This is a genomic window from Gilliamella sp. App6-5 (assembly GCF_001690525.1).
In the GTDB taxonomy this organism is placed as follows: domain Bacteria; phylum Pseudomonadota; class Gammaproteobacteria; order Enterobacterales; family Orbaceae; genus Gilliamella; species Gilliamella apicola_H.
Map to the genome: position 1 here is coordinate 1 of NZ_LZGT01000041.1, position 16,173 is coordinate 16,173.

A 16,173-nucleotide genomic window follows, 5' to 3' on the forward strand; every position below is an offset into this window, starting at 1 on the left:
TTCTTCTACTTAGATCACCGAACGGTTGATGGCAAACATAATTTAATTACCGATACCTATGTCACAGCTGGAAATATTCATGATTCCCAGCCTTACATGGCTCGATTAAAACGCCAGTTAGAGCGGTTTGGCTTTAATCCGGTTGGTGTCGGTCTTGATGCGGGTTATTTTACGGCTCCCATTTGCCATTTACTGCTGGCAGAGCAGATATATCCGGTGTTGGGTTATCGTCGTCCCACCCATGGTGCGAATCCCATCAGAAGAAAGCAGTTTATCTATAACGGTCAAAACGATACTTATACTTGCCCAAACGGGCAAACATTAATATATAAAACTACCAGCAGGGAAGGTTATCGTCATTATCATTCTGATGCAACAACCTGCAAAATCTGTCCGTTATTGTCACAGTGTACACAGAGTAAAAATACACAGAAAGTCATCACACGGCATATCTGGGAAGCAGATAAAGAGAAAGCCAACGAGATTCGTTTAAGTCAGTGGGGTAAAAAAGTCTATGCTCGGCGAAAAGAAACCATAGAGCGCAGCTTTGCTGATGCTAAACAACATCACGGACATCGCTATGCACGATTTAGAGGAAGAGCGCAGGTTCAAATGCAGTGTTTATTGGCCGCAACGGCTCAAAATATCAAGAAAATAGCGATAAAGCTATTTTTGTTACGTTTTTTAAGCTATTTTTTAATTTATTTAATAAAATCCAAATTAAAAATCCTATTTATGGTTTAAATAAAAAAATAAACCCCGAATTATATCGAGGTTTGTCATCAATCTGAGGCTGCAAAGCAGCCTCTTTCCAGTAAAATAATACCACCAATACTATTTAATTACATAAAAGTTCACATCACGAGTATTTCTGAGAGCATCAACAAATTGCCTCAATTCTTTTCTATAAGTTTTCTCAGGATCGTTTTCTTCTGTACATTTGTCTTCTGAACCATAGCTTTTAGCCATTGCATCATTTGATGCCAAATTGTCGTACGGTTTTGTAAAATCACTACCTTTTAATGTCATAAGGTGATTCCAATCATTTAACAGACTTTCCATATATTGGCGACCTTCTTCGCATTTTATGCTATTTAAGTCAATCTTAGGAATAACATATTGGCTTATCTCGCTGAACTTTTTAGGATTGTAAGGAAAACTAATGTCGCCTTGCTCATCTTCTTTTAATAACTCAATAAAGTCACTTTCACGATATAATTTTCTTAATCGTTCTTGATAAGATTGGTTTTTCTTTAATCCTAGTTCTTGAGTTATTTCTTTTGGGAAAGGCTGATCATAAGAATAATCCCAATGATATTGGCTTTTTTCAATAAATACATCATTGATTAATTTTGCTGGCATCTCTATTTCTTGCTCTTTACCATCAATAATGGCTGGAATGTTATTGATTTCTCTGTTTTCACTTAAGATCTTTTCGTATTGTTCATCATTCATCTCAGACGTTGAATAGATGACTGTGTATAAGTAGTAGTTACTTTGTGTTGGGTTAATCAGGCCTGATTCTCCAAATTGAGCCGGTTTTACGACAAAATTGAAGTTGTCATTATTATACGATAAGGTATGTTTGCCGTATTCAAATGTATAATTAACACCTGATTTAGCTGGAATAGTTAATTCATTGCCATCGATCGTGACTTTTATTTCGTTAGCGGTAGGGTTGTCAATCCAACGGTCGATAGAACTAGGTTCAGAACAGCCAACAAGGATTAAACTGCAAACCCACAATAAAGAATATTTTATTTTTTTCATCATAATATTTTGTTATAAATGTAAAAAGGAAGTAAATATTATCATGTTTGTGAAAAAAAATTAAATGTAATCAAATAAAATAGTGTTATAAATAGGCATATTACTTGGTTGTTTATTAAATATACGTTAGAAATAGAGAGATTTTTATGAAATTAATAGTCGATAATAGGAGTTGTCAGCATTGTGTGAAAATGATAACAAAAGCGATTAATGATATTGACCCAAATGCAAAAGTGACCGTTGATTTAACCAAACGCGAGGTTGATATCGAAAATAGTTCTATTTCGCAAGAAGCTGCTATCACTGCTGTTAATGAGGCTGGTTATGAGTTTGTTAGGACTGCATACTGACTATCTCTATATTTGATGACACTAGGTTTTTTGGGAACTTCTTTGTTATGCTATCTTGTTGAAATTTCACTTTAAAACAGAAATAACAAAAAATTTGTTTAAGATATTGGCATATTTTTGGGAATGCTAGAATGCTTTTATCTGTTTATTAAAAAGCTATTGTTAGAAGGATATATTATGAAAGGTAAAATATTGAGTGTTACTGTGGCTATTATGACTTGGTTTGGTGGGTTTTTTTTTGTTAATGCTTATCAGATTGATTGCCCACAAAAAATCAAGGTTAAAGAAGAGGTTGAAAACATGCCTGATGGGTGGGAGGTTTCTGATGATATAAATAGTTTGACTGTGTCGTTTAGCAGCATGATTGTTTATCACGGTAAGCCTTCTAAAAAGGTGAGTTTAAAACCAGCAAAAGGAATGGTTAATGGTAAGAAACATGAGTTAATATGGGAAGTCGATTTTAAAGCAGATGTTGAACCTTATTATGTTGTTTGCTCTTATAATGTAAGCAGAATTGAGTTAATAAAAAAAATTGATTTATCAATGAAAAGTTGTTGGGCTGACTACTCTAAAAATGAACAAGGAAAAAAAGGGACACTTACCTGTAGCACAAGTGAAGCAAAGGACTTGTATTAGTTAAAATATGGGATTTGTTGTTATATGTAATAGCCGATAACTCAAATCCCACTAAAATTTTGAACCATAGTTTATTTTTTCAATACATTATTTTAATTTAAGTTTTAATGCTTTAGCGATACTTTTCATAGAATTATATAAAACGTCTTAAATCAACTTAATTCTAATCATTTACTTGTTACCACCATTGATAAAAATGATGTGTAGGACCAATGCTTTTGCCAATGGTTAAATTATCGGCATGGTTAATTACACCTTGCAAATAGCTTTTAGCTGCTTTGTGGCTTCTTCTAGGTTGTAATATTTTGGTTATAATGCGCAATTGCGGTAGGGTGTGTGCAATCCGTTCCGTGGATATTTTGAGTTTGAATTCCGTGTGGTCGTGATGAGTCTTATTTTATGGTACAGGGCTTTTTTGGCGACACCTTCGTTATGCCACATTATTGAAATTTCACCCCAAAACAGAAATAATAAAAAAATTGTTTAATTTAGTTAACATGGTGAAAATAACTTAATTACTTATAAATAATTAATTATAATTGGTTTTATTTAATATATTGGCATGATTTTTGAAATTTTAGAATGCTTTTATCTGTTTATTAATAAGCTATTGTTAGAAGGATATATTATGAAAGGTAAAATATTGAGTGTTACTGTGGCTATTATGGCTTGGTTTGGTGCGGTTTTTTTTGTTAATGCTTATCAGATTGATTGCCCACAAAAAATCAACGTTAAAGAAGAAGTTGAAAACATGCCTGATGGGTGGGAGTTTTCTGACGATATAAATAGTTTGACTGTATCGTTTAGCAGCATGATTGTTTATTACGATAATCCTTCTAGAATGGGGGCTTTAAAACCAGCAAAAGGAACGGTTGATGGTAAGAAACATGAGTTAATATGGGAAGTTAATCACTATACGGACGTTGAACCTTATTATGTTGTTTGCTCTTATAATGTAAGAAGAATTGAGTTAATAAAAAAAATTGATTTATCAATGAAAAGTTGCTGGGCTGACTACTCTAAAAATGAACAAGGGAAAAAAGGGACACTTACCTGTAGCACAAGTGAAGCAAAGAATCTGCATTAGTTAAGGTATGGAATTGGTTGTTATATACAATAGTTGACAACTTAAATCCCATTTAGTTTGTTTATTGTGCGATTACCACCAACGGTAAAAATGGTGTGTTGGTCCAATCCCTTTCCCTATATTTAAATTGTTAGCATGACTAATTGCGCCATGTAGATAATTTTTCGCTTGGGCTATCGTGTCTGGTAAGCTGTTTTTAGGTAATAATGCGGCAATCGCTGCGGATAATGTGCAGCCTGTACCGTGGGTGTTTTTTGTTTGAATGCGTGGGGCGGTTATTTTAACTGTGTTATTTTGAGTGATTAAATAATCTGGACTTTCATGGCTTAGCAAGTGCCCGCCTTTCATTAAGACCGCTTTGCAACCTAGTTTAAGTAAGTCACACCCTTGTTTTTGCATATCATCTTCGGTTTTTGCTTCATCACAATCAAGTAGCGCGGCTGCTTCTGGTAGATTGGGAGTGATGATGGTTGCTAGGGGGAGTAAAAGTTCACGAATGGCTGTGATGGCGTCAGGTTTTAGTAGCGAATGTCCCCCTTTGGCGACCATGACGGTGTCTAAGACGATGATCGGGATTGGATTGCTTTTTAGCAGGTGGTGGACGGTTGTGACTATCTCTTTATTCATGAGCATTCCCATTTTTACGCTATCAATTTGAATATCTTGATAAAGCGTATTGAATTGGGCTTCAATAAATTCGGGCGAGATCGCTAATACCGCATCAACCCCTTGTGTGCTTTGTGCCGTTAGTGCCGTGATGACCGACATGCCATAAACGCCGAGTGCAGAAAAGGTTTTTAAATCGGCTTGAATACCTGCGCCACCGCTAGGATCAGATCCAGCAATGGTTAATGTAATTGTTGTCATGATAGTATTTCCTATTTAGCCTGCTTGATTTTGTTAATAAGCGATAACGTTGCTTGTTGAATATCTTTTTTGCCACAAATAGCCGAAACTACCGCAACACCGTCAATGCCTGTTTGAATAACATTAGTTACATTTTTTTCATCAATGCCACCAATGGCAACAGCAGGGCGCTGCTTTAGTTCTACTAACTTGGTTAACTGTTCGGTTCCCAGTGCTGCCGTTGCATCTTTTTTGGTTGTGGTTGGAAAGATAGGACCAATACCAATATAATTAACCAGCTGCCAAGGCGTGGTATCAAGTTGTTGGCGATTAGATACCGAAAGCCCTAACCATTTATCTTTGCCGATGAGTTGGCGAGTGACATCGGCAGGTAAATCACTTTGTCCAATATGTACGCCATCGGCATTAACTGCTAAAGCAATATCCACATGATCATTTATAAATAGCGGGACAGGCGTATCACTTAGCGTTTCTTTCAATGCTAATGCTGCTTGATACCAATCTTTACCTGTCAGTTCTTTTTCTGATCTTAACTGTATAGCAGTTACGCCGTTTTTGACAGCAATTTTTGTTGTATTGACCATACCACTAATACCACCACAGAGTAGTGGATCGAGCACTAAATAAAGGGTTAAATCCAATTGTTTTTTCATCTTATATCCGTATTAAAGCGATGGGTTAAATAGTGAGAGTTGATCTAATAGAGATACCGTAAAGGTGCCTAATCCTTGCTGTTTATTGGCAAGTTCAGCGGCCTTTTTCATCATAAAACATGCCGAGGCGGTAGCAGATAAAATATCAGGTGAATTGGCTATAAAGGCTGCTACCATGGCGGATAACGAACATCCTGTTCCCGTCACTTTAGTTAAAGCAATATCGCCTCCTGTTATGCTATATACATTGTTACCGTTAGTGACATAGTCGATATCACCTGTCATTGCAACAATTGTTTGATATTTTTGCGCAAGCTCTTGGGCGGCGTTTAAAGCTGATTGGGTTGAGTCTTGACCGTCAGGTCCTTTTGCTGATGAGTTTTGACCATTTAGCGCTAATATTTCTGAGGCATTACCACGAATTACCGTTGGTTTTAATGATAGTAATTGATATGCAATTTCAGTACGGTAATTAAGTGCAGGTCCTACAGCGACAGGATCAAGTACCCATGGGGTTTGTGTTTGCTGAGCTTTAGCTGCTGCTAATAACATACTTGTGGCTATGCTGCTGTGAATGGTGCCGATATTAATTAGTAAACTATCGGCAATGGTAACAAATGCCGCAACTTCTTGCTCGGCAATCACCATTGCGGGTGATGCACCAATAGCAAGTAGTACATTGGCGGTAAAATTTTGGACTACATCATTAGTTATGCAATGCACGAGTGGGCGTTGTTGTTTAATGTGATGGATAAAAGCGGTTGCTTGCGTGGTTTGAAATGATTTGGCCACTGGCATATTTCTTCCTTACTTATATTTTATATTTGTTGGGAAGAATTGGCCAATTTAGTGACTTTATGGCTTAGACTTCCCTACGCTGGCATAATCCAGATCAGGTTCAACGGGTAAAATCTCAGTTTTTTGTTGAAAAAAACACCCCGAGTCAAAATTTATTTGATTATTATGAACTGACTATCTATTTTTAACAAGTTATTGTAATAATTTTTCAATGTCCGTAATTGCCTTTCTATCTGGCAAAAATATGATTAGATGATCGTTGTCTTCTATCATTAAATCGGTATTAACGATAATGACATCTTCACCACGCACTACAGCTCCAATGGTTGCACCAGAAGGCAGTTTTAAGCCATTAATATTTTTGCCAACGAGTTTTGATGTTTCACTACGACCATTGGCAACAATTTCGACAATTTCGGATTCACCTTGTCTTAATGATACGACTTTAACAACGCCTGTTTGTCTTATATGACTTAACAGTTCTGAAATTGTAGCGTGTTGTGGTGAAATTGCAATATCAATCACACTATCATTAATCAGTTCAAGATAAGCTTGGCGTTGAATCAATACAATCACTTTTTTTGCTCCCATCCTTTTGGCTAGCATGGAGGACATGATATTGGACTCATCATCACTGGTGACAGCAATAAACAGATCAGTAAGTTCGACTTGTTCTTGTGAGAGCAATTCTTGATCCGATGATTCACCGTGCAAAACCGTTGTATTAACGAGTTGCTCCGCAATTAATTCGGCACGCTCAGCATTGCGTTCGATTAATTTGACTTGATAGTCGTTTTCTAAACGCTTTGCTAAAGTGACAGCCACGCCACCACCACCACTAATAATGATTCGTTTATAGGGTTTTTCTAAACGTTGTAGCTCACTAGTTACCGCTTTGATATTAACTGGCGGTGTAATGAAATAAACCATATCTCCCGCTTCGATAAGAGTGGATCCCAATGGACGTATAAAGCGATTTTTACGATAAATTGCGACAACCCGAGCTTCAACATGAGGTAAGTGTTCTTTAAGCCCTGAAAGTTCGCTGCCAACTAAAGCCCCGCCATAATAGGCCGTCACAGCTACCAAACAGACGCGATTGTCATAAAAAGACGCAAATTGTAGCGAACCAGGATATTGGACTAATTGACTAATATGATTAGTGATAAGGTTTTCTGGGGCAATAATGTGATCAATATTAATGCAATCTTTATTGAACAGCGGGTAATTTTCGTCATTGTATTCAGGCGCTCGAATGCGTGCGACCTTTTGTGGGATGTTAAATATAACATGACTAATTTGGCAGGCCATCATATTGACTTCGTCAGAGTTAGTTACAGCAACAAGCATATCCGCTGATTCAGCACCGGCACTTTCTAATACTTGAGGATAGGATGATTTCCCACAAATCACCTGTAAATCGAAACGTTCTTGTAGAGATTGTAATTTGTCATGGTTTTCATCAACCACGGTGACATCGTTTTGTTTTTCGGTAACGAGATATTCAGCAAGCGCACTACCTGTTTGTCCTGCACCTAGAATAATAATCTTCATAACTAACCTGTATAGTTAAATGGCTTTAATTGTTGCCAATTTATTTAGTCTATTAAAGCCATTGCATACTGTTTTATTTTTAGCAATAATCAATTATTGATTTAGCAATTATACAAAACCGATTGCATCATAGACTTTCTTCAAAGTTGGTTCGGCCTTTGAACGTGCTTTTTCGGCACCTTCTTGCATGATTGAAAATAGATAACTTTCGTCATCTCGGTACTGATGATACTTGGCTTGTAAAGTGGTTAGTAGATCGATGACTTGCGTTGCAACTTCGGTTTTGAGATGGCCATACATTTTGCCTTCAAATTCTTTTTCAAGTTCGGCAATCGGTTTACCTGTCACGCCAGTTAAAATATCAAGTAGGTTTGAAACACCAGCTTTATTTTTTATGTCGTAACGTACCACTGGAGGTTCATCAGAATCGGTCATCGCACGTTTGATTTTTTTCTCAATATCTTTAGGATTTTCGAGTAATCCAATCACATTATTGCGGTTTTCATCTGATTTAGACATTTTTTTAGTCGGCTCTTGCAGTGACATAACGCGGGCGCCCACTTTGGCAATAAATGGCTCAGGGACAGTAAATATATCACCATAAAGTGCATTAAAGCGCATAGCAATATCACGCGATAATTCAAGATGTTGTTTTTGATCATCGCCAACAGGCACTAAGTTGGCTTGATAGAGCAAAATATCGGCAGCCATCAGCACTGGGTAATCAAACAAACCGGCATTAATGTTTTCAGAATGACGAGACGATTTATCTTTAAATTGAGTCATACGACTGAGCTCACCAAAATAGGTGTAACAATTTAATGCCCAGCCTAATTCGGCATGTGCTGGGACGTGTGATTGTACAAAAATAGTGCTTTTTTGTGGATCGATGCCACAAGCTAAATACAGAGCGAGTGTATCTAATGTGGCTTTACGTAATTTGATGGGATCTTGGCGTACGGTAATCGCATGCTGATTGACAATACAATAAACGCAATCATATTCGCCTTGCAGAGCCACCCAATTTTTTAACGCACCTAAGTAGTTGCCAAGTGTTAGTTCTCCTGATGGCTGAGCGCCACTAAATACAATCGGTTTACTCATAATTTGTTCCTAATTTATGCTAATTATTTTTTTGCATCAGCTTTTGGCTGAGGTAATAATGTTAATATGTCTTTAAAATCATCTAATAAAAAATCAGGGTTGCTGGTTGCGATCGAGATGCCATAGTTGTAGCCATAGCTTAAGGCAATGGTTGGACAGTTAGCATTTTGAGCGGCGGTAATATCATTTTTAGAATCGCCAACAAAAAGTAATTGATCACTAAACAATCCAAATGTAGCCATTACTTGATACAACGGCGCTGGATGTGGTTTTAATTTAATCACATCACCACCACCAAGAACTAATGAAAAGTACTCTTTTATACCTAAAGAAGTCAGCAAGGCCGGTAAAAATTGTGCAGGTTTATTGGTCACTAATGCTAGTGGATAATGATTATCATGAAGCACTTTTAGGGTTTCTTTAACATTGGGAAACAGTTTCGTTTCTGCATCAATAACTTTATCATAATGCTGGTTAAATAGATTTTTAGCTTTTGCAAGTAGCTCAGTTGATGGATCAACTTGAATTGCTTTAAATACTCGCTCGAGCATGATATCAATACCATTACCGACAAAATTTTTGACTTGTTCATAGCTAATTGTCGGTAGATTCAGCTCTGCCAACATATTTTGTGTAGCCAGTGCCAGCCCCGGCACACTATCAACCAATGTACCATCTAAATCAAATGCGATTGCTTGAATATCTTTTAGTTTATTCATGTATAACTCCTGCTAACTCTTTACGCATGGCATCAATGACGGTTTTATAATTAGGCTGGCTAAATATAGCGGAGCCTGCAACAAACATATCGGCACCTGCTTTGGCTATTTCTGCTATATTTTCGACTTTTACGCCACCATCAACTTCTAAACGAATATCGCGCCCAGATGCAATAATACGCTGTTTGGTTTGTTGTAATTTCTTAATTGTGGAAGGTATAAACGATTGTCCTCCAAAACCTGGATTAACACTCATTAATAAAATAATATCAATTTTATCAATAATATAATCTAAATAATCAAGCGGAGTGGCAGGGTTAAGCACAATACCTGCCGTGCAGCCGTGATCTTTAATTAACTGTAAGGATCGATCCAAATGAACAGTCGCTTCTGGGTGGATAGAGATATTGGTTGCGCCAGCTTTGGCAAAAGCGGTGATGAGTTCTTCAACCGGTGATACCATTAGATGGACGTCAATAGGTGCTTTTATGCCATAGTCTCGCAGTGCTTTACAAAACATAGCTCCCATGGTTAGATTTGGTACAAAATGGTTATCCATGACATCAAAATGGATAGCATCAGCACCTGCATCAAGCACTTTTTGAGTGTCCTCACCAAGACGCGCAAAATCAGCTGATAATATTGATGGGGCAATAATAAATTTTTTCATAACCTACCTCTAAAACTCATCTTATATTCAAGCCTGATTATGACTTTTTATATAATGCTAAGATTTCGTCGATTTTTTTACGACCTTCACCAGCACAGCTAATTGAACGTCGCATTTCTGCTTGATAAAGATGACTTGCTTTACTATAAAGGCTCATTGTGTAATCAGTATAATGATTAGACACTAGCACCGGTATATCTTTTTTATATGCCATAGTTTCAGCCAATTTTGACAAGTTTTTATGCTCTTCAGATCCAAAAATATTTGAATAATAAGCCGTAAAACCCGCTGATTCATTTGGAGATATATAGGGCGGATCACAATAGATCACCGAATTTTTTTTCGCTTTCTTCATCACTTCGTGATAAGGAGCGCAAATAAACTGTGCTTTTTGTGCTTTTTCTGCAAAAAAATAGAGTTCTTTTTCAGGAAAATAAACGGTTTTGTAACGCCCAAATGGTACATTAAATAGTCCTTTGTTGTTATAACGACATAAGCCGTTATAACCATGCCGATTTAGATAGACAAATAATAGTGATCTAAAATACTGGTCTTGGCTGCGATTAAAGACTTCTCGAAGCTGATAAAATGCTTCAGGTTGATTATTTTGAGCGACAAATAGCAATTTCAAGTCATGGATAAATTGATCAGGATTTGACTTTAACAATTTGTATAATGAAATTAAATCATGATTAATATCCGCTAAAATATAACTTTTGTAGTTGGTATTCAAAAATACGGAACCAGCGCCGACAAAAGGTTCAATCAGTTGATCACCTTCTGGCAGATATTGTTTAATTGTTTCCACTAGCTCATATTTTCCTCCAGCCCATTTTAAAAAGGCTCGGTGCTTCTTCAACGGATGCTCCTATTTGTCGTTGATCGTATAAATAAACGATATTCTTTGCTATTTTGATGCTTTTTCTTTATTAATCATTGCACCTGATTTAACCCATGGTTTGTCTTTTTGTAGTGCACTTGGTAAAGCCTTGATTGCCTTATGTGCTTCATCTACTGATGAATAGTTGCCTTTGATTAAAATAAACCATGAACCAGATTGATGTTTAGTTTCATAAATCTGGTAATCCGTTATATTGTTTTGTTTAACGAATTTTTTTAAACCTTCAACTGATTTAGATGCACTAAGCTGAATGACATAACGATCATTTTTTATCTTAATGTTTTTTCCTAAATCACTATTTTCATCTTTACGACTAGCTGAGTTTTTATTATGGCTATTTTTTTTTGTATTGGTTGATTGTGTAATATTTGTATTACTAGACTTATTAGCTCTGCTATTTAATATTGTCGCAGAATGACCATTTACTCTATAACCCCTATTTTGATTATTTGCTGATGAAGTTAGGCTATCATTTGTCTCATCATCGGATTCAAGTGGCTGTTGCCTATTCGCTTGATTTAACGCATTGTCTGAAAGCACTTCTTCTATCGAATCAGCAATTCTAGTTTGATTTTCACTAATCCCAACATTGTTTTGTCCATCAGTGATTGCATTATTGGTTTTTTCTGTTGAAGTGACACCATTAACCTCTAGTGGCGTTAATGGTGCTGCTTCTTTTTTACGAGCAGAATGAAAGATAATCAAGCTAAGCAATAAAAGAATCACAATTGCTAAACAGAAAATAATTAATTTTTTCTTTGGAAAATCTTTAAAAAGGTTTGGTAATTTTAATGAGGGCGTAGAGTCCTTACTAGGTTGTTCTGATATATAACGGTCATCTTTATCTACACGCATACTTACTCCTTAACCTATCAAAAGATTTATTGCTTTATGATTAGCTATTATTCCTAAAGTAAATGACTTAAATCTGCTCTATTTTATCAATAATATAACTTGCAACACCTTTAGCACTTTGTTCATCGGTTTTAATTGTAATATCGGCAATTTCTTCGTAAAGTGGTTCGCGCTCACCAGCAAGCTCTTCGTAAAGCTCTCGAGGTGTGTTACCGCCTTGTAATAAAGGTCGACGCTTATCTTTTTGTGTTCTTGCCATTTGTTTTTCAATGGTTGTTTCAAGATAGACAACAATTCCACGAGCGGATAATCGATTGCGTGTCTCTTTAGATAAGACAGAACCTCCACCCGTTGCAAGAACGACGCCTTGTTTTTCAGTCAATTCATTAATGACTTTTTCTTCTCTGGCACGGAATCCGTCTTCCCCCTCTAGGTCAAAAATCCATGCAATATCGGCACCGGTACGTTTTTCAATTTCTTGATCCGAGTCAAAAAAATCCATGCCTAGTTGTTGTGCAATTTGTCGGCCTATTGTGCTTTTTCCTGCCCCCATAGGGCCAATTAGAAAGATATTTCGCTTTTCTGCCATTGTAGTTTCATCATCTATTAATTTTGGTTAAAATATACAACACAATATCAATTTGATGTGATTCAAAAAAAACCAAACCAGAATTCAATTGTGTAACTTTTCTTTGATCTCCGTCTAACGACAAAAATTTAGGACGGTAATTATCTCAATAGATAGCACCTTTTGGCAATAGGTATTTATCAATAGTTTTAGCTAATACCAGCTTGATGCAAATCATGGATGTTTAACGCGCCTACTAATTCCCCTTCATTGTTAACGACTGGAGCGGCGGTAATATTATGATCATTAAATGATTTTAACGCTTCAACCGCTTTCCATTTTTCAGGGATGCAATGCCCTGGGCTGGTCATAACGTCCATAATGCTATCTTGTAATGTACCATTTTTTAATAATAATCGGCGTAAATCGCCATCGGTAAATACACCCGTTATTTTATTATTATCCTGACAGATTGCAACTAAACCTACACCTGTTCGACTTAATTCTAGCATGGCATCTAACACCGTTGCCGTTTGTGAAACTTTAGGAATCCGCTCGCCGGTTCGCATTACATCACTCACATGATTGAGTAATTTGGCACCTAAGCTACCAGCAGGGTGAGAGCGTGCAAAATCTTCTTCTTTAAAGCCTCGTGCGCGCATGACAGCAACTGCTAGCGCATCGCCCATTAATAACGTGTTGGTTGAACTTGATGTTGGTGCAAGCCCCATTGGACATGCTTCTTTTTCAATTGAAATATCAAGAATGGCTTGGGCTGATTTAGCCAGCGGCGAATCTAATCCTCCAGTAATAGCAATAACGGGTACTTTCATTTCGGCAAGAATAGGTAAAATTAAATTAAATTCCTTGGCTCGGCCTGAGTAAGAAATTAAAACAGCTATATCGTTTTGGGTTACCATCCCTAAATCGCCATGCAAGGCTTCTGATGGATGCATAAAAAATGCTGGACTGCCTGTACTGGCTAATGAAGCCGCAATTTTTTTACCTATGTGCCCAGACTTGCCAATACCTGAAACGACAATTTTACCTTTGGTGCTTAAAATAAGCTGACATGCGTTAACAAAATCGTTGCCTAGTCGATCTGGTAATTTTTGTGCTTCGTGTATCTCTAATTCAAGAAGCTCTCGACCATATTGTAATAATTTATCCATTTCAATTAGCCCATTGAATAAAAAAGTGAACGGTTAATCTATAATCGGAAAATAAAGGCAAAATGATTATAAAGCTAAATTAGTATCAGTTTAACAATTAATGGGGGAATATTCAAAGAAGAAAGCCTATTTGTAAAAAACTTTCAGGAAAGTATGCTTTTTAGTATAAATATCTATCCCCTTAAACTTTAATCATTTAAACTCCCAAAGTGACTTTAATTCCCAAGGTAATTAAAATGATCCCCAGTAATTTATCAATTATAAACTGAATTCTAAAATAACGCCATTGTACGCTTTGCGTTTGAAAAATAAACACCACAAAAGGCCACCAAAAAACGGCTTCAATCCCAATAATTATTGCAACGATAAGCTTATCCATCGTTGAGGATTTGGCATTAAGTACCTGAGTAAAAATGGCTAGAAAAAATAAGGTTGCTTTAGGATTAAGTAAATTACATAAAAATCCTTGTATAAAGGCTGATTTAGCCGAAATTGACGGTTTGTTTTGTTGCTTACCTATATAGGTCGTATTTGGTTTTGAGGCAATTAATGCCTTTATACCAAGCCATATTAGATAAGCAGCACCTGCATAACGTAAAGCATTATAAAGTAGCGGTGTGGTAGTGATAAGTACTGCAATGCCTGCAACACAGTAGCTCATATGAACTAAAATGGCTGTGATAACACCTAAACAGGTGAGTAACGCCATTTTACGGTTATAACTCAAACTATTTTTTAGCACTAAAATAAAATCAGGTCCAGGTGAAATCATTCCTAAAAAACTGATTGTGGTGACTAAAATGAATGTATCAGACGTCATTTTGTTTGCCTATTTAAACACTTGGGCTGAATTATTGATTGTTGCAATGTTGGATTTATTTTGTTCAATAAACTGTTTTTTATCAAAATTAGGCTCGGTTAAATAGTCAGTTAAAAATTTAGCATTACTTTCAACTTGTGCGCCGTTTAAAATTAAACGCGGTAAATCTATTTGATAAATAGTCTGATCAGGCGTTTTTTGTAGATCTTGTGTGCGTGCATTTGTTAATAAATAAAGTTTGCGCTCTTTTTGTGAAAGACGATTGATTGTCGGTGTGCCAGAACCCATCATTAAATGATCTGGAAAAATGTAAAATACCGTGTTTTCCAATAATCCTTTATCTTTTAATTGTTGGATAAAAAGTCCTAAGTTATGATCTAACGAAGCTGCAACAAACGACATATTATCCGTCTTTGGTGAAATAACCGATCGCATTCTTTCATCAGCAAAACCATTTGGTGCATGGGTTGAAACAGTTGAAACAAACAAAGCAAAGGGTTTATTTGCTTGGTGCATTTCGCTAATTTGTTTTTGTGCAACATCGAAAATATCTTTGTCATACAACCCAAAAGGTGCCGGTGGATATTGTCCAACATAGTTTTTTTCGGAAATAACTTGCATACCAAACAGCTCAGCAGTATGACCAATGCCAGCAAAATCAGGGCTTGCCATGACATAACGGGTTTGATATCCCGCTTGTTTAAGCACATCCCCCAAACTGACTAAGTTTGTTTTATCTGCACGCATTAATGGTGATGTGGTATAGCCGCCAATTAAAAAAGGCATACCGGTCATATAAGTGTACATTGATGCGGTAGTCCAAGTGCTACCAGGGCTCATTGGCATATTAGCAAAAAAGGTATAATCTTGGCGAAGTTGACGTAAATTAGGGGTAATATCTTCAAAATCGAAAAAACCTTGTTCAAACGATTCTAATGATAGCACAATAATATTTTTACCCTGATGGCTAACAAGCTGATTTTTGTTGGTATAGTTAGTCATGTTGAGCGATTGTAATGCTTGCTCAAACGGCTCACGAGGGGCGCTCGTGACTTGATAGATTTCGTATAAACGGCTTAATGGACCATTGTGATAACTAATTGATGCTATTGCTAAAAATGCTAATAACAAGCGGACTACTAAATGACATTTGCGTTTGCACAAATCAGCGAGTTTTGTTAGCAAGAATATAAGGGCAAAAAAGACAACAATAACCAATACTGCTTGCAATTTAAAAATAAATAGTCCTTCGATAATGTCATTAACGTTTAAATTTACATAAAACTGATAATCAATAAAGCCACCACTAAAGTAGATAGAAGTGAGCTCCATTACAATAAAAACCGTCAGCAAAGTTATGGTTAAAAGTTGCCATTTTTTCTGTTTAAAAAGCGAGGCAAAAACAATTGTAATAATAAAAAGGGGTAAAATAATTAATGTCGATAATGGCATACGATCTGTTACTCAATTTATTCAAAAATCAATTTTGCCAAAGTATATACTTAATACACAAAAAATAAAAATATTGGCTAATGTGTAGAAAAACACCGAGTTGTTTACACTGCATGATTATAGCGTTTCCTTTATTCTACCAATTAATCTTTAAATTTCTTATGGTTATAACATAGTTTGCAATAAAACAAGGTATT

18 protein-coding genes and 1 riboswitch are annotated in these 16,173 nt (G+C 36.3%); of the genes, 4 read left to right on the forward strand and 14 right to left on the reverse strand.

Features of this window, described 5'->3' with window-relative positions:
- Positions 1-744, forward strand: a 744-nt coding sequence (locus A9G24_RS05040) for a transposase (RefSeq protein WP_255307228.1), incomplete at its 5' end; no start/stop codon positions are given.
- 90 nt (positions 745-834) lie between these two features.
- Here the strand turns inward: A9G24_RS05040 and A9G24_RS05045 are convergent.
- The gene (locus A9G24_RS05045; RefSeq protein ID WP_065638053.1) at positions 835-1,773 is read right to left on the reverse strand and encodes a hypothetical protein; all 939 of its coding nucleotides are present in this window, start codon (positions 1,771-1,773) and stop codon (positions 835-837) included.
- Positions 1,774-1,916: 143 nt separating this feature from the next.
- On the opposite strand from A9G24_RS05045, the gene A9G24_RS05050 reads away from it, so the two are divergent.
- From A9G24_RS05050 to A9G24_RS05060, 3 genes are all read left to right on the forward strand, one after another.
- Complete coding sequence (locus A9G24_RS05050; protein ID WP_065638054.1) at positions 1,917-2,120, forward strand: heavy-metal-associated domain-containing protein; 204 nt, start codon at positions 1,917-1,919, stop codon at positions 2,118-2,120.
- A gap of 177 nt (positions 2,121-2,297) precedes the next feature.
- The gene (locus tag A9G24_RS05055) at positions 2,298-2,756 is read left to right on the forward strand and encodes an STY0301 family protein (protein WP_065638055.1); all 459 of its coding nucleotides are present in this window, start codon (positions 2,298-2,300) and stop codon (positions 2,754-2,756) included.
- 628 nt (positions 2,757-3,384) lie between these two features.
- Positions 3,385-3,843 carry an STY0301 family protein gene (locus tag A9G24_RS05060; RefSeq protein ID WP_065638056.1) on the forward strand — a complete coding sequence of 153 codons (459 nt, stop codon included), beginning with the start codon at positions 3,385-3,387 and terminating at the stop codon, positions 3,841-3,843.
- Positions 3,844-3,915: 72 nt separating this feature from the next.
- On the opposite strand, the gene thiD is transcribed toward A9G24_RS05060, so the two are convergent.
- The 13 genes from thiD to A9G24_RS05125 form a co-directional block, all read right to left on the reverse strand.
- Positions 3,916-4,710, reverse strand: coding sequence for a bifunctional hydroxymethylpyrimidine kinase/phosphomethylpyrimidine kinase (thiD, locus tag A9G24_RS05065; RefSeq protein ID WP_065638057.1), 795 nt, complete (start codon positions 4,708-4,710; stop codon positions 3,916-3,918).
- A gap of 11 nt (positions 4,711-4,721) precedes the next feature.
- On the reverse strand, positions 4,722-5,363 hold the full coding sequence (thiE, locus tag A9G24_RS05070; protein WP_065638058.1) for a thiamine phosphate synthase: 642 nt from the start codon (positions 5,361-5,363) through the stop codon (positions 4,722-4,724).
- A gap of 12 nt (positions 5,364-5,375) precedes the next feature.
- Positions 5,376-6,161 carry a hydroxyethylthiazole kinase gene (gene thiM, locus A9G24_RS05075; RefSeq protein WP_065638059.1) on the reverse strand — a complete coding sequence of 262 codons (786 nt, stop codon included), beginning with the start codon at positions 6,159-6,161 and terminating at the stop codon, positions 5,376-5,378.
- Positions 6,162-6,215: 54 nt separating this feature from the next.
- A riboswitch (TPP riboswitch) is annotated at positions 6,216-6,314 on the reverse strand.
- A 39-nt stretch (positions 6,315-6,353) separates the two neighbouring features.
- Positions 6,354-7,715 carry a Trk system potassium transporter TrkA gene (gene trkA / locus A9G24_RS05080; protein WP_065638060.1) on the reverse strand — a complete coding sequence of 454 codons (1,362 nt, stop codon included), beginning with the start codon at positions 7,713-7,715 and terminating at the stop codon, positions 6,354-6,356.
- A gap of 108 nt (positions 7,716-7,823) precedes the next feature.
- A complete protein-coding gene (gene trpS / locus A9G24_RS05085; RefSeq protein WP_065638061.1) occupies positions 7,824-8,819 on the reverse strand; it encodes a tryptophan--tRNA ligase in 996 nt (331 codons plus the stop codon).
- A 23-nt stretch (positions 8,820-8,842) separates the two neighbouring features.
- The gene (locus tag A9G24_RS05090) at positions 8,843-9,538 is read right to left on the reverse strand and encodes a phosphoglycolate phosphatase (RefSeq protein WP_065638062.1); all 696 of its coding nucleotides are present in this window, start codon (positions 9,536-9,538) and stop codon (positions 8,843-8,845) included.
- Positions 9,531-10,208, reverse strand: coding sequence for a ribulose-phosphate 3-epimerase (gene rpe / locus A9G24_RS05095; RefSeq protein WP_065638063.1), 678 nt, complete (start codon positions 10,206-10,208; stop codon positions 9,531-9,533). Before rpe ends, A9G24_RS05090 begins: the two co-directional genes overlap by 8 nt.
- A 37-nt stretch (positions 10,209-10,245) precedes the next feature.
- Complete coding sequence (locus tag A9G24_RS05100; RefSeq protein WP_065638064.1) at positions 10,246-11,067, reverse strand: Dam family site-specific DNA-(adenine-N6)-methyltransferase; 822 nt, start codon at positions 11,065-11,067, stop codon at positions 10,246-10,248.
- A gap of 48 nt (positions 11,068-11,115) precedes the next feature.
- A complete protein-coding gene (locus A9G24_RS05105) occupies positions 11,116-11,964 on the reverse strand; it encodes an SPOR domain-containing protein (protein WP_065638065.1) in 849 nt (282 codons plus the stop codon).
- A gap of 67 nt (positions 11,965-12,031) precedes the next feature.
- Positions 12,032-12,553 (reverse strand): shikimate kinase AroK, encoded by a 522-nt coding sequence (aroK, locus tag A9G24_RS05110; RefSeq protein ID WP_065638066.1) that lies wholly within the window; start codon positions 12,551-12,553, stop codon positions 12,032-12,034.
- A 188-nt stretch (positions 12,554-12,741) separates the two neighbouring features.
- Positions 12,742-13,704, reverse strand: coding sequence for an arabinose-5-phosphate isomerase GutQ (gutQ, locus tag A9G24_RS05115; RefSeq protein ID WP_065638067.1), 963 nt, complete (start codon positions 13,702-13,704; stop codon positions 12,742-12,744).
- Between the two features lie 196 nt (positions 13,705-13,900).
- The gene (locus tag A9G24_RS05120; protein ID WP_065638068.1) at positions 13,901-14,524 is read right to left on the reverse strand and encodes a LysE family translocator; all 624 of its coding nucleotides are present in this window, start codon (positions 14,522-14,524) and stop codon (positions 13,901-13,903) included.
- Positions 14,525-14,533: 9 nt separating this feature from the next.
- The gene (locus A9G24_RS05125; protein ID WP_065638069.1) at positions 14,534-15,976 is read right to left on the reverse strand and encodes an LTA synthase family protein; all 1,443 of its coding nucleotides are present in this window, start codon (positions 15,974-15,976) and stop codon (positions 14,534-14,536) included.
- Between the last annotated feature and the right edge of the window lie 197 nt (positions 15,977-16,173).

Bases quoted from the DNA above. Each gene is read 5' to 3' on its own strand.
- A9G24_RS05125 (WP_065638069.1), bottom strand. From the start codon at position 15,976: ATGCCATTATCGACATTAATTATTTTACCCCTTTTTATTATTACAATT.
- A9G24_RS05060 (WP_065638056.1), top strand. From the start codon at position 3,385: ATGAAAGGTAAAATATTGAGTGTTACTGTGGCTATTATGGCTTGGTTT.
- A9G24_RS05050 (WP_065638054.1), top strand. From the start codon at position 1,917: ATGAAATTAATAGTCGATAATAGGAGTTGTCAGCATTGTGTGAAAATG.
- aroK (WP_065638066.1), bottom strand. From the start codon at position 12,553: ATGGCAGAAAAGCGAAATATCTTTCTAATTGGCCCTATGGGGGCAGGA.
- A9G24_RS05105 (WP_065638065.1), bottom strand. From the start codon at position 11,964: ATGCGTGTAGATAAAGATGACCGTTATATATCAGAACAACCTAGTAAG.
- A9G24_RS05120 (WP_065638068.1), bottom strand. From the start codon at position 14,524: ATGACGTCTGATACATTCATTTTAGTCACCACAATCAGTTTTTTAGGA.
- rpe (WP_065638063.1), bottom strand. From the start codon at position 10,208: ATGAAAAAATTTATTATTGCCCCATCAATATTATCAGCTGATTTTGCG.
- A9G24_RS05045 (WP_065638053.1), bottom strand. From the start codon at position 1,773: ATGATGAAAAAAATAAAATATTCTTTATTGTGGGTTTGCAGTTTAATC.
- A9G24_RS05090 (WP_065638062.1), bottom strand. From the start codon at position 9,538: ATGAATAAACTAAAAGATATTCAAGCAATCGCATTTGATTTAGATGGT.
- thiE (WP_065638058.1), bottom strand. From the start codon at position 5,363: ATGAAAAAACAATTGGATTTAACCCTTTATTTAGTGCTCGATCCACTA.
- trpS (WP_065638061.1), bottom strand. From the start codon at position 8,819: ATGAGTAAACCGATTGTATTTAGTGGCGCTCAGCCATCAGGAGAACTA.
- thiM (WP_065638059.1), bottom strand. From the start codon at position 6,161: ATGCCAGTGGCCAAATCATTTCAAACCACGCAAGCAACCGCTTTTATC.
- gutQ (WP_065638067.1), bottom strand. From the start codon at position 13,704: ATGGATAAATTATTACAATATGGTCGAGAGCTTCTTGAATTAGAGATA.
- thiD (WP_065638057.1), bottom strand. From the start codon at position 4,710: ATGACAACAATTACATTAACCATTGCTGGATCTGATCCTAGCGGTGGC.
- A9G24_RS05055 (WP_065638055.1), top strand. From the start codon at position 2,298: ATGAAAGGTAAAATATTGAGTGTTACTGTGGCTATTATGACTTGGTTT.
- trkA (WP_065638060.1), bottom strand. From the start codon at position 7,715: ATGAAGATTATTATTCTAGGTGCAGGACAAACAGGTAGTGCGCTTGCT.